The 15,416-nt window shown below is 53.9% G+C and carries 18 protein-coding genes; 14 read left to right on the forward strand and 4 right to left on the reverse strand.

Annotation, left to right across the window (positions count from 1 at the left end; genetic code table 11):
- Nucleotides 1-10: 10 nt before the first annotated feature.
- The 3 genes from ACESTR_RS08400 to ACESTR_RS08410 all read left to right on the forward strand — a co-directional run bounded on the left by ACESTR_RS08400 (nt 11) and on the right by ACESTR_RS08410 (nt 3,473).
- On the forward strand, nt 11-1,330 hold the full coding sequence (locus ACESTR_RS08400; RefSeq protein ID WP_009597440.1) for a PspC domain-containing protein: 1,320 nt from the start codon (nt 11-13) through the stop codon (nt 1,328-1,330).
- A gap of 133 nt (nt 1,331-1,463) precedes the next feature.
- Nucleotides 1,464-2,444, forward strand: coding sequence for a 6-phosphofructokinase (gene pfkA / locus ACESTR_RS08405; protein WP_009597478.1), 981 nt, complete (start codon nt 1,464-1,466; stop codon nt 2,442-2,444).
- A gap of 27 nt (nt 2,445-2,471) precedes the next feature.
- Nucleotides 2,472-3,473, forward strand: a complete 1,002-nt coding sequence (locus ACESTR_RS08410; protein WP_009597464.1) for an adenosine kinase — start codon at nt 2,472-2,474, stop codon at nt 3,471-3,473.
- 49 nt (nt 3,474-3,522) lie between these two features.
- Here ACESTR_RS08410 and ACESTR_RS08415 read toward each other — a convergent pair whose 3' ends face one another.
- A complete protein-coding gene (locus ACESTR_RS08415) occupies nt 3,523-4,419 on the reverse strand; it encodes a glycosyltransferase family 2 protein (RefSeq protein WP_237958733.1) in 897 nt (298 codons plus the stop codon).
- Nucleotides 4,420-4,486: 67 nt separating this feature from the next.
- Between ACESTR_RS08415 and ACESTR_RS08420 the strand changes: the two genes are divergently transcribed.
- The gene (locus ACESTR_RS08420) at nt 4,487-6,574 is read left to right on the forward strand and encodes a protein-disulfide reductase DsbD family protein (protein ID WP_279064260.1); all 2,088 of its coding nucleotides are present in this window, start codon (nt 4,487-4,489) and stop codon (nt 6,572-6,574) included.
- 70 nt (nt 6,575-6,644) lie between these two features.
- Here the strand turns inward: ACESTR_RS08420 and ACESTR_RS08425 are convergent, their stop codons facing one another.
- Nucleotides 6,645-6,809 (reverse strand): hypothetical protein, encoded by a 165-nt coding sequence (locus ACESTR_RS08425; protein ID WP_014775849.1) that lies wholly within the window; start codon nt 6,807-6,809, stop codon nt 6,645-6,647.
- Between the two features lie 126 nt (nt 6,810-6,935).
- Between ACESTR_RS08425 and ACESTR_RS08430 the strand changes: the two genes are divergently transcribed.
- Entirely contained in the window at nt 6,936-7,433 is a 498-nt protein-coding gene (locus tag ACESTR_RS08430) for a DUF2867 domain-containing protein (RefSeq protein ID WP_009597468.1), read from the forward strand.
- Between the two features lie 203 nt (nt 7,434-7,636).
- Here the strand turns inward: ACESTR_RS08430 and ACESTR_RS08435 are convergent, their stop codons facing one another.
- A complete protein-coding gene (locus ACESTR_RS08435) occupies nt 7,637-8,077 on the reverse strand; it encodes a hypothetical protein (protein ID WP_009597445.1) in 441 nt (146 codons plus the stop codon).
- A 45-nt stretch (nt 8,078-8,122) separates the two neighbouring features.
- The gene (locus ACESTR_RS08440) at nt 8,123-8,536 is read right to left on the reverse strand and encodes a helix-turn-helix domain-containing protein (RefSeq protein ID WP_256128747.1); all 414 of its coding nucleotides are present in this window, start codon (nt 8,534-8,536) and stop codon (nt 8,123-8,125) included.
- Between the two features lie 174 nt (nt 8,537-8,710).
- On the opposite strand from ACESTR_RS08440, the gene ACESTR_RS08445 reads away from it, so the two are divergent.
- The 9 genes from ACESTR_RS08445 (at nt 8,711) to ACESTR_RS08485 (ending at nt 15,415) form a co-directional block, all read left to right on the forward strand.
- Nucleotides 8,711-8,956 (forward strand): hypothetical protein, encoded by a 246-nt coding sequence (locus ACESTR_RS08445; RefSeq protein WP_305140653.1) that lies wholly within the window; start codon nt 8,711-8,713, stop codon nt 8,954-8,956.
- Between the two features lie 94 nt (nt 8,957-9,050).
- Nucleotides 9,051-9,260 carry a hypothetical protein gene (locus ACESTR_RS08450; protein ID WP_009597432.1) on the forward strand — a complete coding sequence of 70 codons (210 nt, stop codon included), beginning with the start codon at nt 9,051-9,053 and terminating at the stop codon, nt 9,258-9,260.
- Nucleotides 9,261-9,271: 11 nt separating this feature from the next.
- A complete protein-coding gene (locus ACESTR_RS08455) occupies nt 9,272-9,457 on the forward strand; it encodes a hypothetical protein (RefSeq protein ID WP_009597458.1) in 186 nt (61 codons plus the stop codon).
- 41 nt (nt 9,458-9,498) lie between these two features.
- Entirely contained in the window at nt 9,499-9,666 is a 168-nt protein-coding gene (locus ACESTR_RS08460) for a hypothetical protein (RefSeq protein WP_229126742.1), read from the forward strand.
- A 57-nt stretch (nt 9,667-9,723) separates the two neighbouring features.
- Entirely contained in the window at nt 9,724-12,912 is a 3,189-nt protein-coding gene (dnaG, locus tag ACESTR_RS08465; RefSeq protein ID WP_256128745.1) for a DNA primase, read from the forward strand.
- Between the two features lie 19 nt (nt 12,913-12,931).
- Entirely contained in the window at nt 12,932-13,381 is a 450-nt protein-coding gene (locus ACESTR_RS08470) for a helix-turn-helix domain-containing protein (protein WP_256128744.1), read from the forward strand.
- A gap of 65 nt (nt 13,382-13,446) precedes the next feature.
- Entirely contained in the window at nt 13,447-13,881 is a 435-nt protein-coding gene (locus ACESTR_RS08475) for a hypothetical protein (RefSeq protein WP_256128743.1), read from the forward strand.
- Complete coding sequence (locus tag ACESTR_RS08480) at nt 13,878-14,546, forward strand: hypothetical protein (protein ID WP_256128742.1); 669 nt, start codon at nt 13,878-13,880, stop codon at nt 14,544-14,546. Before ACESTR_RS08475 ends, ACESTR_RS08480 begins: the two co-directional genes overlap by 4 nt.
- Entirely contained in the window at nt 14,543-15,415 is an 873-nt protein-coding gene (locus ACESTR_RS08485) for a DNA adenine methylase (protein WP_256128741.1), read from the forward strand. The genes ACESTR_RS08480 and ACESTR_RS08485 overlap by 4 nt, the downstream gene beginning before the upstream one ends.
- Nucleotide 15,416: the final 1 nt, after the last annotated feature.

Raw genomic sequence — 15,416 nt, forward strand, 5'->3', positions numbered from 1 at the left:
CCGAGCAACCATGAAAGAGGTTAAGAAATGCAGCATTTCGGGCGTGGCGTTCACGATGGATACCGACGCTTATCAGGAGCTGGAAGCCTATCTCGAAAGCCTGAAAAAGACCTACAAGGAGACTCCCGACGGAGCCGAGATCGTCGCCGACATCGAAGCCCGCATCGCCGAACTGATCCTCTCGGCTCAGGACAGCACCCGTGTGGTCGAGAAGCCCCTGATTCTGAACATCATCCGGCAAATGGGCACCGCCGAGGACATCTCCGAAGAGGAGCCGGGACGAAGCCCCGAAGAGCCGCGCATCCCGCGCCGTCTCTACCGCGACACCGAAAACGCCAAGCTGGGCGGCGTCTGCGCCGGCATCGGCAAGTATTTCGACGTCGATCCGGTCTGGATACGGCTGGCCATGTTCCTGCCGATACTGCTCACCGTCTTCCAGTGGATTCCCTTCATGCGCTGGACCGGTCCGATGATGGGCAACCTGTTCGGCATCTTCGTCATCTGCTACATCATCATGTGGTTCGCCGTTCCGGCTCCCCGCACGGCGCGCCAGAAACTCGAAATGAACGGCGAGAAGATCACGGCGCAGTCGATCCGCGAAACCACCGAAGCCAGCGCGAGCTGCGATCCCGACGCCAAGGCCAAACCCATCGTCGCCGAAGCCGTATCGGTATTCGGCAAGGTGGTGCTCATCCTCCTCAAGCTCTTCGCCGGAGTGCTCGTATTCGGACTCATCATGGCGGCCTGCGCGCTGATTATCGGACTCTTCGCGCTCATCATCGGCGGCGCCAGCATCTCCATTCCGTTCTTCCCGCTGGGCATGACGCTGTGGGTTCCCGCGCTCGGCATACTTATTGTACTGATACTGGTAATACTGCTCATTTACGTACTGATGTGCCTCATCGCTTCGCGCAAGCCCGGAGGCAAGACCATACTGGTAATCTTCCTGTTGTGGCTCGCCGGCATCATCGCCTGCACCTGTATCGCCATCCGCGAGAACGTCGGCGACCGTATCCGGACCAGACACAGCGTTATCGAACGGATGCTCAACAGCGAGATAATCATCGACAACGACACCACGACGGTCGAGCGGCTGCTGGAGGAGTACGACAGCCAGAACGTCATCGAGGACGGCCGCAAAACGCTGCATATCAGCGTCCCGAACCAGTCGATCGACATTACGATCGACAGGGAGAAGGCCGGACTGGAGGTGAAAGCCAACGGCAAACGGGTGAAAGTGCAGACGGGAGACGACAAAACCGAATCCGCAAAACCGGATTCGGTCCGACAGCCGGACGCCGGACGAGTCCCCGCAGAGCAGACCGAATAAAGGCCACAGGCGTTAGGTAAAATAAAAAGTTTTTTCGAAACGCAGGGCGGATCCTCCGGGAACCGCCCTCGTTTTTTGAAAAAATTGAAATAATTACTACCTTTGAGCGATTTTGTTTTCTAAACGAAAAACTATGGCTGGAATCAAATGTATCGGTATTCTGACTTCGGGCGGCGACGCTCCGGGAATGAACGCCGCCATACGCGCGGTAACCCGCAGCGCAATCTATAACGGCTTCGCCGTCAAGGGCATCATGCGCGGATACAAAGGTCTCGTATTCAACGAGATCGTGTCGTTCAAATCCCAAAGCGTAAGCAACATCATCCAATTGGGCGGTACGATCCTCAAGACGGCCCGCAGTCAGGAATTCACCACGACCGAAGGCCGCAAGGCGGCATACGACAACATGGTGGCGGCCGGCATCGACGCGCTGGTGGTCATCGGCGGCGACGGTTCGCTCACGGGCGCCGGCATCTTCGCCGAGGAATACAACGTGCCGATCGTGGGACTTCCCGGCACCATCGACAACGATCTGGGCGGCACCGACTCGACGATCGGCTACGACACGGCGCTCAATACGATCGTCGAAGCGGTCGATAAACTCCGCGACACGGCGTCGAGCCACGAGCGGCTCTTCTTCGTCGAGGTGATGGGCCACACGGCGGGTTATCTGGCGATGAACAGCGCCATCGCCACGGGTTCCGAAGCGGCGATCATACCCGAAATGGAAACCGAAGTGGACCAGCTGGCCGAACTCATCAACCACGGCTTCCGCAAGAGCAAGAACTCGGCGATCGTCATCGTGGCCGAGAACCCGAAGACGGGCGGCGCCACGGCGCTGGCCGAACGTGTCAAGAAGGAGTTCCCGCAGTACGACGCGCGCGTCACGATTCTGGGCCATATCCAGCGCGGCGGATCGCCGACGGCCGTAGACCGCATCCTCGCCTCGCGCATGGGCGAAGCCGCCATCGAAGCGCTTCTCGACGGACAGCGCAACGTGATGATCGGCACGATGAACGGCAAGATCGTCTACGTCCCCTTCGCCAAAGCCGTGAAGCACGACAAGGGCATCGACCGCAAGGACCTCGAACTGGTCAAGATACTCTCCATATAATCCAAAACGCAATCCCGAACTTACCGAATGAAACGTGTTATAGGCATCGGCAATGCCCTGACGGACATGCTGGTCAATCTGAAATCCGACTCCGTGCTGAGTCGCTTCAAACTCGCCAAAGGCTCCATGAGCCTCGTGGACACCACCCTGCAGACCGAAATTTCGAAATCCGTGGCAGGACTGCCCTACTCGCTGTCACTCGGCGGCTCGGCGGGCAACACCATCCGCGCCATGGCCAAACTGGGCTGCGATGTCGGGTTCATCGGCAAGGTCGGACAGGATACGACGGGCGACTTCTTCGTGCAGGCGCTCGAAAACTTGGGTGTGGAACCGGTCATCTTCCGGGGCACGGAGCGTTCGGGCAAATGCGTGTCGCTCATCTCGCCCGACGGCGAACGCACGATGGTCACCCATCTGGGCGCCGCGCTCGAACTGACGGCCGAAGAGATCGAAACGTCGATTTTCGACCATTACGACTGTCTCTACGTCGAGGGCTATCTGGTGCAGAACCACGACCTGATTCTCAAAGCCGCCAAGACGGCCAAGGAGTGCGGGCTGAAAGTCGCCGTCGATCTGGCCAGCTTCAACATCGTGGCCGAGAATCTCGAATTCCTGCGCGGTCTGGTCCGCGACTACGTGGACATCGTTTTCGCCAACGAGGACGAAGCCAAGACCTTCACCTGCGAAGCCGAACCGCTGAACGCCCTGCAGGTAATTTCTGAAATGTGCGAGCTGGCCGTGGTGAAGATCGGCATCAAGGGTGCCATGATCAAGCAGGGCGACGAAGTGGTGCATGTAGGCATCATGGCCGCGGCCAAACGCGTGGACACGACGGGTGCGGGCGACTTCTACGCCGCGGGATTCCTTTCGGGACTCTGCGACGGACTTTCGCTGCGCCAGTGCGGCACGATCGGGGCCATCACGGCGGGCAAGGTCATCGAGGTCGTCGGCACGACATTCGGCGAAGAAGCGTGGGAGGACATCTCCCGGCTCGTGAACAAGGTCAAAAACGAAAAGTATCTTTTCTAAAGAGAAGATCGCAAGACAGACAGAACCGCAGTCTCCGGACTGCGGTTTTTCATTGCGGATCGGAGAGAAGCCCCCGGCTGATCTCATAGCGCATCCGGATCAGCCAAAGCGACTTGCGGGGCGGCATCGTAAGCGACAGCAGCAGCGTCGCGCCCCATTTCAGGCACTCGAACAGAAGCGTCTTCGGATAGCGGCGATACATGCCCGCCCGCAGACGCTGGCTCACGCCGACGTTGTAACAAAGGCGGCGGAAATAGGATTCGGTCAGTTTTTCGGGCGGAATGATATGCCACATAACCGCACCGGGCACATACCAGCAGGTCTCGCCGCCGCGCATCAGGCGTTCGAAGAAATCGTTCTCCTCACCCCCGATCAACATCCGTCCGACACGCCCCAGCGAAGGGTCGAAGCCCCCGTAGCGCAGGGCCGCCGAACGCCGGAACGCCATGTTGCCGCCGCCCGGCACCCGGCCGGCAGGAAACGGCCGCACGGCGTCGCCGAAATCCATCGGATTGGCGATCGGCATCTCGGTATATTTCGAGAGCCACGCGGGACGTCCCGTCACATACTCGGCGATAATGCGCCCCCCAGCCACGACAGCGTCGGGATGCGCATCGAAAAAGTCGGCATAGGCGCGCAGGAATCCCGGATTGATACGCTCGTCGTCGTCGATGAAAACCAGCAGCGGGGCCGAAGTCTCGGCAATGCCCCGGTTGCGGGCATAGGAGACGCCCGGACCGTCCTCCGTCACGAGGCGCAGGTTCAGGCCGGGATAACGGGCCGCAAAATCCCCGAACCGCGCGACGGTGTCGTCCGTCGAATTGTTGCTCACGACCACGCACTCCCAGTCGGCGGCGGGCAGATCCTGCCGTATGACCGATTCGAGCGCGGCGATAAGCCGTTCGGACCTATTGTGCGTGGGGATTATGAGCGACAGGCGAATCATCGTGCGAATGTAGCAATTTATCCGCAAAAAACACCTATCTTTGCACAAATTATAATGCGCCACGACTATGTACAAACTGTTTCGCACACTTTTACTGCCGGTTGCCGCGCTGTTCGCTTTCACGGCGGCCACGGCTCAGAACGTCAGCTGGAAAAGCTCCGTGGAGCACCTCGAAGGCGATGTCTACCGGATCGTTCTCGAAGCGTCGATTCCCGCCCCCTACCATATGTACGACATGGGACCCTACGAAGGCGGCCCCAACGCTACGGCCATCGTCTTTACGCCGGGCGACGGCGTAACGCTCGAAGGCGGCGTGGAACAGCTTTCGACGCCGGAACGCCATTACGACAAGACATTCGAGATGGAGATCGGCACCTTCGCCGGCAAGGCCCGCTTCGCCCAGCAGGTAAAACTCGCCGCGGCCAAAGCCACCGTCAAGGCCGCAATCGAATGGATGATCTGCGACGAGGTAAGCTGCATGCCCCCCGACGACACGGAACTGACGGTCGAGCTGACCGCACGCCCCGGCTCGGCTGCAGCTAACAGTACTGCAGCCGTCTCCCCGAATAACGACTCCTCCGCCAAAGACACCCCGGCGGAAGCCGCCGCGGATACGGCCTCCGGCACGGCCGAGACAACTGCCGCGGAGATCGTCCCGGCGCAGCAGGACGCCGCAGGAAGCGGTACGCTTTGGGCGCTGATTATCGAAGCCATCCTCTGGGGCTTTGCAGCCCTGCTGACCCCCTGCGTGTTCCCGATGGTTCCGATGACAGTTTCGTTCTTCATGAAGGGCGAAGGAGGTCCCGCACGCGGCCGCTTCCGCGCCGCCATGTACGGATTCTTCATCATCGCGCTCTACACGCTCCCGATCGCGGCCATCATCATCATTACGCGCATCCTGGGCGGCGACACCGTGACGGCCGACATTTTTAACTGGCTGGCGACGCACTGGCTCCCGAACATCCTCTTCTTCCTGGTATTCATGGTCTTCGCCGCTTCGTTCTTCGGGGCTTTCGAAATCACGATGCCCTCGTGGATGGTGAACAAAACCGATGCGAAAGCCGACTCGAAAGGCTTGGCCGGCATCTTCTTCATGGCCCTGACGCTCGTGCTGGTGTCGTTTTCCTGCACGGGACCGATCGTCGGCTCGGTACTCATCAAGTCGACTTCGGGCGAATTCTGGAGTCCGATCGTCACGATGCTCGCATTCTCGGTGGCATTCGCCCTGCCGTTTACGATCTTCGCTTTCTTCCCCTCGATGCTCAAGAAACTGCCCAAGAGCGGCGGTTGGCTCAACTCGGTGAAGGTCGTGCTGGGCTTCATCGAAGTCGCCCTGGGCATGAAGTTCCTTTCGGTCGCCGACCAGACCTATCATTGGGGACTGCTCGACCGCGAGATCTACCTGGCCGTATGGATCGTGACCTTCTCGCTGCTGGGACTTTACCTGCTCGGAAAAATCAAATTCGCACACGACAGCGACATGCCCTACCTCGGCGTAGGACGGCTGGCGCTGGCGATCATCACCTTCTCGTTCGTCGTCTACCTGATTCCCGGCATGTGGGGAGCGCCCCTCAAGGGACTTTCGGGCTACCTGCCGCCCCTGCATACGCAGGACTTCGTCATCGGACAGGTCGGCTCAGCCGCAGCGTCGGGCGAACCGGGCATGCTGCTGACCGCAGACGGCAAAAAACCCAAGCACAGCGACTTCCTGCACCTGCCGCACGGACTCGAAGGATTCTTCGATCTGCAGGAGGCCGAAGCATACGCCGCGAAAGTCGACAAGCCGCTATTCATCGACTTCACGGGCCACGGCTGCGTAAACTGCCGCGAAATGGAAGCCCGCGTTTGGTCCGATCCACAGGTGCTGGATATCCTGCGCCGGGATTACGTGATCGCGGCGCTCTACTCCGACGACAAGAAAGTCCTGCCCGAAAGCGAATGGGTGACCACCGATTCGGGCAAAGTGCTCAAAAGTCTCGGCAAGATCAACTCCTACTATGCGCTGAAAACCTACGGCGTCAACGCCCAGCCCTACTACGTACTGCAGGGCCGCGACGGGAAAACGCTCGTGCCGCCGCGCGGATACGACCTCAACGTCGAAAACTTTGTGCAATTCCTGCGCAGCGGCGTCGAAGCCTACAAGAAGCAGCAATAACACGGATATATGCATAAAAGAGCCTGCTACCTCACAAGTAGCAGGCTCTTTGCATACACACCCGGCGGCGTTACTTTTTCTCTTTCCCGCGGTCGGAGAAAGCCGCTTCCACTTCGGCTTCCTTCTCTTCACGCTCTCTGGCGGTCGGGGCCTTGCCCTCCTTCACCAGTTCATCGACCTTGCGTTCGAAATTCTGCTCGCAAGGCGTGCAGGTCGTTTTCGTATCCTCTTTCATAACTTTTGGAATTTGACGTTACACCTTCCCCGGCAAATTACGCGCCGGAGTTTGCGACCCGACGGCAGTTCGTACCGTTTTTTTTGCGTATCTTGTTGAAACCAAACGCAACTTCAACACAACGACATGAAAATTCACAAGACCGACATTCCGCCCCGGTCGCTGCTGACACCCTGTCTGCCGGGTGATTACCACGACTGCTTCACATACGGCATGACCTGCCGGCGCAAAATCTCGCCCGACGACCTGATGACGGCATTCTGGACGACGATGCCCGGATGGGTAAACACGCTGTTCAAACTGCGCAACGCGCTGGTCAGACCGTTCGGACTGCAAACCGACAACGGCGATGCGAAACAGCTGGAAAAGGCAATCCGCAGCGGCAGGGATTACCGCATGATGTCGGTCGTCGGCAAAACCGACAATGAAACGGTAATTTCACTCGACGACAAACACCTGAAAGCCTACCTCTCGGTTTACGCCGAAGCGCACGAAATCCACCTGAGCACCTTGGTCCGATACCACAACCGGCTGGGATTCTTCTATTTCAACCTGATCCACCCATTCCACACGCTCGTCGTGAAAAGCATGTTCCGGAGGATTATCAAAGCGCACGGCTTGTAGATCACCGCCAGCCTGCATTATTCGCCGTCGGTTTACAAAAAAACAGGGGTCGGATTTTTCAATCCGACCCCTTTGGTAGCGGGAGGAGGATTTGAAGTATCCTTTTCCCGCTTTTTTGTGGCCGTGAATATCAACACTTTACATTTTGGTCGGGGGTCACTCGACAGCATTTTTGTCCCGAATCTGTCCCGGAACAACACATTTTATATACTTATTGCAAAGGCAGTTAATCTATAATAAAGCACCTGATTAAAATTTGATTTTACAGGGCGAACAGCCTCAAAACGATAGTCTAACAGTCCATTTGCACCTATCGATTTTGCATAATCTACCAACTTCTTCAGCATTTCGTCCTGCGTCGGACACCGCCATTGCTGCTTTTTTCCATTTGCCGATAAGTACATATCGTCATTTACCTTACTCTCTACTATTTTTTCGTTAACATAGGTTCGATCGTAACCGGGAGTAAATTCTATGCAAATGGTAGCCAAAGGTTTATAAGGTGCGGCATACGATGACAGAGGGGAAATAATAAAGCCCTCTTCTGTATAGGGCCTAAAATCAGCCATATAATATGCTTCATTGTATTGAACAGCACAGGATGATGCATACAGCAACACCACCAATAAGATAATTTTCTTCATACTTTTAATATTTGGGGATGACTATCGTCTGGAGACCAAAGAGAACTATTTTGCAGCGGCACATCCGGCATCGTCTTCCGTGCGGGCAGTGCGACTCCCCAATGATGTCAGGCGGTCGATTTTCTGGTACATATCAGCAATCAACCGCCCCTGTTCCGCATTCACCTTCTGCTGATCCGCAATCGTCCCCTGCTGGGAACTAATAGTTTCGAGCAGCAGGGAAAATTTATCGAATACTTCACGAGGCATCTTCACCTCGTTCTCCGGTGCTACCACTTTCACCATTGAAGAATCGACATTCGGATCACCTAATATTTTACTAATGTATTTGTCGGGCACTTTTTCACGCCCATTTTCCATATTGGAGATAAACCCCTGAACGACGCCAAAATAGTCTGCAAGTTCTTGTTGCGTCATTTTATTTGCACGTCTAAATTCCCTAATATCAATACTATACATTGAGGCTAATTTTTAAGTGTAAAAATTATTAGGTTTTATTTGGATTAATCCTAATAATTACTGATATTTGCATTTGTAAATAACAATGTTAATAACAAATGTAGAGAAATTTTCCACCATTTCAAACACAATCCTATGCAAAACAGAAAATCAACTGCAACCCCGGCGTACAGTATGCCGCAATGCGAAACCCGCTACCTGCGGGGGAAAGAAACCAAGATGATTCAGACCTACCCCAACAACGTGAGGCTGATCGTGAACCTCGACACAGAGGAAAGCCGCCTGATGGTAGGCAGTCGTCTGTTAGACATCTACAACGGGACAGACATCGAAAAGATGCGGCGCATGACATCGGCCGCCGAAAGTCTGTCCCTGACTATAGGGCATCGGAGTCCTGACCGCGTCCGCATTCTGTCGTGAGATAGTACCGGACGCAGAGGGCGGCCAACTTTTAATCTGGCGATTAGATTTTCGCCGCCCTCTTTTTCCACCGAATCAAAAATTTAAAAAATATATGGAACAAACCAAGACATTCATCGAGTTCTGGCGGGGGCTGGACATCCACAGTCGGGAAGAACTCCGGACAGTAGGCGCAAAGATGCTCTTTGTTGCGACCTCGACTTTCAACGCCTACGGGTGCGGCGCCCGGCAAATCCCGCTGTCCAAGCGTGAGGCGTTGGCAAAATTCATCGCCGAGAAGTACCAAATCAACGTAACATTTTAAACGACATAACCATGCAAACTATCATATTGATTATCCTCGCCTGTATAACGGGTTTTCTCGACTTCCTCATTCTGCTCTACATTGCAAAATCACTGTTGCAAGCCCGTGCAGATGACCGGCAAGGACTGATCCCCACCCTCATCTGTTTTATCCTGAACACAATCGTCGCCGTAGCGCTCATCCTCAAACTCTGGTAGCCATGTATTGCGACAAAGACAATCGGGAACACTACGCCATAATGGATCTCGACAAAGAGCTGTTAGAAACGATACGCCGCGCGCTCACAATGTACCGCTGCGGTCTGTATGAAGGCATACAAGAGGAAAAACGCCCGCGAATCAAAGAAGATTTCCAGCAACAGTACGACAGGGCCGGCATAATCGTCGAACACATCGAATCTTTATAACCAAATCGGGGGGGGGATTTCCCAAAGGGGGAAAGTCCCGCCAGAAACACCGCGCAAATGATACCTGAATACGTCATAGACCAAATACTATCCAAAGACATCGTCTCTATAATCGGGGGCGAAGGAGTAAGTCTGAAGAGGGCCGGCGTCAATTACGAATGCTGCTGTCCCTTTCACAAGGAAAAGACACCTTCGTTCAAAGTGTCCCCGGTAAAGGGAATCTTCACCTGCTTCGGATGTAGTGCGAAAGGCAATGCCATATCTTTCGTGATGATGCTCTACAACATGACGTTCCCCGAAGCGGTGGAGTATTTGGCAAAAAAACTCAACATCGAATATAAGGCCGAGGAGCTGACTCCAGAGCAAAAAGAGGCCCGGTTCCGCCGCTCTCGCATTTTCGAAATCAATCAGGTCGCCCTCGAATACTTTCGGGAAAGTTACAAGCAATCACTCCCAGCCCAAAAATACGCAACAAAGGAGCGAGGGTTCAAAGAGGAGACGATCGACAATATGCTGATCGGCTTCGCCCCGTACAAAGGCGGATTCCGCGAATATGCCACACAAAAAGGGTACAAGGAGCAACTACTGATCGACGCTGACCTCGTCCGCCGAAGCGAACGCGACGGCTCCCTGTACGATACTTTCCGCGGGCGGCTGATGTTCACCATACGCGACCGGACAGGAAACATCGTCGGCTTCTCCGGTCGTCTTATGGATAAGGAGAACCCCAAAAAGCTCCCGAAATACATCAACACGGGCGACACGGCGGTCTACAAAAAAGGTGAGCATCTGTTCGCATACTTCGAGTCGGCACGTCAGGCTGCGGCCGTCCGCACAATGAATCTCGTCGAGGGGAATCCCGACGCTATCCGCATGCACCAGATCGGCGTAGACAATACGGTCGCCCCGCTCGGCACTGCCCTCACACCAAAGCAGATCGAACTCATAAAGAAGGTCGCCGACACCGTAATCATCATCGGAGACATGGATGATGCCGGGCAGAAGGCCGTTGTCAAAAACGCCGAAACCATGCTCCGCGAAGGGCTGGCCGTGCGGGTCATGGAAATCAAAGACAACTATAAAGACCCTGACGATTATTTCCGGCAATATTCAAAGGGGTACGAAGAATTGTTGAGCAATTCCACAACAGACTTTATCCCGTGGCTCTGCGCTCACAAAATGGAAGGCAAGAACTCCCAGACCGAGCAGATCGCCGTCATATCCGAAGTTTGTCAGCTCTTGGCTCTATGCCGCGACGAAAGTACGGTCAACATGTATCTGGACATGTTCGCGCGTGAGTACAAGAACCGCAAGATATGGACGGCAGAGCTACAAAAAATCCAACTCGAACGGGAACGAGCGCAGCGAAAAAAGGAAGAAAGCTATTCCGAGGACATGATTTCGGAATACGGGTTCTATATCTCACACAATAGTTATTACGGTGCCGGACGAGGAAATGCCGATGTCCGCTGGTCGAACTTCATCCTCGAACCGATCGTCCATGTCAAAGACGACCAGAACGCCCGGCGTCTGTTCCGGATGCGGAACGACAAAGGAGAGGAAGCAGTCATCAAACTCGATCAGCGTTCGCTCGTATCGTTTGCCGACTTCCGCATCCGTACGGAATCGAAAGGCAACTACATCTGGGAAGCAGGACAGGGCGAACTGACGAAACTAAAAAAATACCTGTTCGACGGGACTCCCTCGGCCGACGAAATCAAACAGCTCGGATGGCAGAAACGGCACCAAATATACGCATGGGGAAATGGTGCAATGGACGAGGGGCACTTTGTCAAAGCAAATGATTTCGGCTTGGTGAACGTCCGCGGGCAGCTTTTCTATTTGCCGGGATGTTCCAAAGATACGGCAGACGACCCGCAAAGCTATCAATTTCAGCGCCGGTTCGTGTATGCGATCACCAACGACATAACGCTCAAGGACTACGCGACACGACTCATCGAGGTGTTCGGCGACAACGCAAAGATCGGAATCTGCTTCCTAATCGCGTCACTCTTCCGGGATCTCATCGTGAATGTCACAACGTCATTCCCGATTCTGAACCTCTTCGGGCCAAAAGGTTCGGGAAAGTCCGAACTCGCCCACTCACTGACATCGTTTTTTATCCCGTCCTATATAGCGCCGAACATCAACAACACGACGAAAGCAGCACTTGCCGAAGCCGTGGCCGAGGTATCAAATGCTATCGTCCACATCGACGAGTACAAGAACACTCTCGACATCGAGAAACGGGAATTCCTGAAAGGCTTATGGGATGGTGCCGGCCGCTCCCGCATGAACATGGACAACGACAAAAAGCGAGAAACTACGGCCGTGGATTGCGGCGTGATATTGAGCGGGCAGGAGATGCCGACGGCAGACATCGCCCTCTTCTCCCGTCTGGTATTTCTCACCTTCTCCAAGACAACCTTTTCCGATGACGAGAAAAAGAGATATAACGAACTCAAGTTGATCGAAAAGCGCGGCCTGACCCACCTAACCGGGGAGCTGCTCAAGCAACGCAATCAGTTCCGCAGTAATTACCGCCACATGTACGACGAAACCGCCGCCGACTTCTCCGCGGCATTCGCAGGCAAAATCATCGAGGATCGCACCTTCAGGAACTGGGTGTCAATTACTGCGGCTTTCCGCAGCATCGAACACCTACTTTCCCTACCCTTTACATACGCTGAAATACTCCCAATGGTCACAAAGATGTGCGAAACGCAAAACCTCAAGACCAATGAAAACAACGAACTCGCCGGGTTCTGGGAGACAGTCGATATTCTGGCATCATCCGGGAAAATATGGATTGGCGTGGACTATCACATCAAAGCGTCCACAAAAAAGGGAATCCCAATCAAAGAGTCCAAGACACTGTTGGAACTGCCGGAAGGGACACGCTACCTATCCGTATCATTCCTCCGTATATCGCAGCTCTACGCCAAAGAGAGCCGAGATTCCGAGAGCAAAAAGATACCCCGCGACTCGCTGAAATACTATCTGGAGCACAGTCGGGAATTCCTCGGCACCAAAAAGGCCGAACGATTCAAAGTCATCCAAAACCCAACGGGATTCGTTCCGGCCGGAGATGCAGCCACAGGTCGAACGACAACGGCCATGCTCTTCGACTACAAAATGATCTGCGAGAATTACGGCATCGACCTCGACACCTCGCGGAGTTACACAGACAATACAGACGAACAGGACGATCCGGAACCTTTCACCCCCACACAACTACCATTTTAATAATCTAATAATCAATCCTATGCAAAACAACAAATCAAAACAGAATCAGGCGGAAAAAGAAACCCCGACTAACTGGCAGCGCATCGAAATGGTCATCCAACAATCGAAAATGACCGCTAATGCATTCGCACGACACATCGGCTTGCCCCGCGGTGAAAACCTTTATCAGATCAAAAAGGGAAATAATGGAATCTCGCTCGATGTAGCCACCCGCATCTGCCAACATTACCCCGAAATCGACAAGCTCTGGTTGCTGACGGGCGACGGACAGATGCTCCGCAATGACGCGCCCGCCGGGCCGTGGGCGAATATCGGAACGCCGAACAGCGAGGCATTTATAGGCTTTGCGGCGGCGCTGATACTCCCGGAGTTGGTGAATAAACCCGAATGCCGCGACCCCTATACTATGGCCGTGGAGCATGCAAAAAAACTTATGGCGGCACTTGCAAAGAAAGGAGGGGAACAATGAGTTTTCAAACCTCATGTATGGTGCTTATCCCTACCGTACGGCAACAAATAGAACTCGGTAAGTGGATGGCAGATATTGGTAGACCGGTAAAACAACTAAACCGCGACCAACCTCGACTCCTGCTTGCTTTTGCTATTGCTAACTCAAACCCATCCTTCTGGGCACCTCCCGAAGAACAAAAGCGAGAGGCTATGGCCCGTGAATGTATAAACTGCGGCGAGAATATAGAAATGTTCAAGGCACTGGCGGCCGTGAACAGTGACAACGACCGCGAGCAATGGTTCGTCGCCCACGCCGTAATCCGCTTCGACAGGCTGAAAGATACCGTACAGACTGAAACCGGGGAACGGCTGATTATGGCCGGCGACTGGTTCAAAGTTCTGATACCGCGGGCCAGCGATATCCGGGCGAAATGGATGGCAGCAGTAGCACCGAAGCAACTGTGCCACAAAGCTACGAAAGACGAAATCATCGAACATTTTAACCGAAAGAAACTATGAAAAGCATCGGTTTTCTCGAAGAATTGCAGCGCGAAGTCGTTGCGCGGCACAAGACGGAAACACGCCGGCTGACAGACCCGCAGCCAGACGATTATTTGCTCAATCCTCGCGGCGATTTCATCCTTCCAGATGGTAGTCGCGCAGACCTTCTTGCTCGCCGCCATCTCGTTCGTCCCCGGTACAAGGTCGGCGAAGTCATCTACATCAAAGAACCATATATCGACGACATTGACCCCGACAGGGTATTTTACAAATACGATCCGGCAGACATTCAAGCCCTGCAAGAACTCGGATATGGAGAATACCTCGACAAATCCGGATTCTGGCGAAATAAGCAATCCATGCCGGCGCGGATGGCCCGCTACTTCCTTCGGATAACAGCCCGGCATGGCGAACGGTTACAGGATATTACGGATGAAGGTTGCAAAAAGGACGGAATATTTTCCGATGCTCTGGAATGCAATTTTGGCCTTCCAAACATTCAATGTACTGCCCTCGAAACAGTTTTAGGTAAAAGCTGGCGCGATGCCTATGCTTCGCTTATTGATTTGACATACTGGGAGGGGACATGGAAGAAAAATCCCTACGTGTGGGTCTACGGTTTTGAATTTACGACCGAATTAACAGCCGCCGAACGTCGGCACTACAACCTTCCAAAACAATGAGCGGCAACAATAGCAAAAAGATAGCCTTCAACTACTTCGGTGGCAAATTTTCTTTTATAGAATATCTCTATGAGAATTTTCCACCGAAGTTCACTCACCTCGTCGATCTCTTCGCGGGATCGATGGTCGTATCTTTGAACTACCGAGGCAATGTCATTCGGACAGCCAACGAAATAAACGGCGAAATAACCAACTTCTTCGAACAGCTCCGCGAACATGAAGATGAACTCGTCCGGATGTTAGAACTGACACCATGTTCTGAACTCGAATACCGGAAATGCTGGGGGGGGGCTGAAGGAATCACAGACCTTGAACGCGCTCGACGGTTCTATGTCCGTGTGCGGCAGTCGTTCTTCGGACTGGGAGTTCAGCGACAAAATAAAGGGTGGCATATGTCCAAACAACATGTGAACGCACAGGGTGGAGAGACAGTCAGTCGATGGAAAAACGGAGTTGAGAAGCTTCATGAAGTAGCGCAGGAAATCCGCCGCAACTTCCAGATCATCAACAGCGACTTCTCTGCCGCAATCGACAGGCTCGACTTTCCGGGGGCATTTTTTTATTGCGACCCACCGTATCCTTTGGAAAGCCGCGGGAGTAAACACAAGGGTGGAGACTACCTGTTCGACTTTACGGATGCAGATCACGAACGGCTGGCTTGGAAACTTCATCAAATAAAAGGGTTCGCAATGGTCAGTGGATATGACTGCCTGCTTATGGATTATCTCTATGATGATTGGCATAAAATCAAATTCCCGGTGAAACGTAACAACATCCGCTCTAATATCGTCAATGGCAGCGGTACTATCATGCAAGAATGCGTGTGGTGCAACTATGCAATACCAATTCAAAGTCAAAGATTATTCTGAT

Source organism: Alistipes sp. DJF_B185 (genome assembly GCF_964250025.1).
Taxonomy (GTDB): Bacteria; Bacteroidota; Bacteroidia; order Bacteroidales; family Rikenellaceae; genus Alistipes; species Alistipes finegoldii.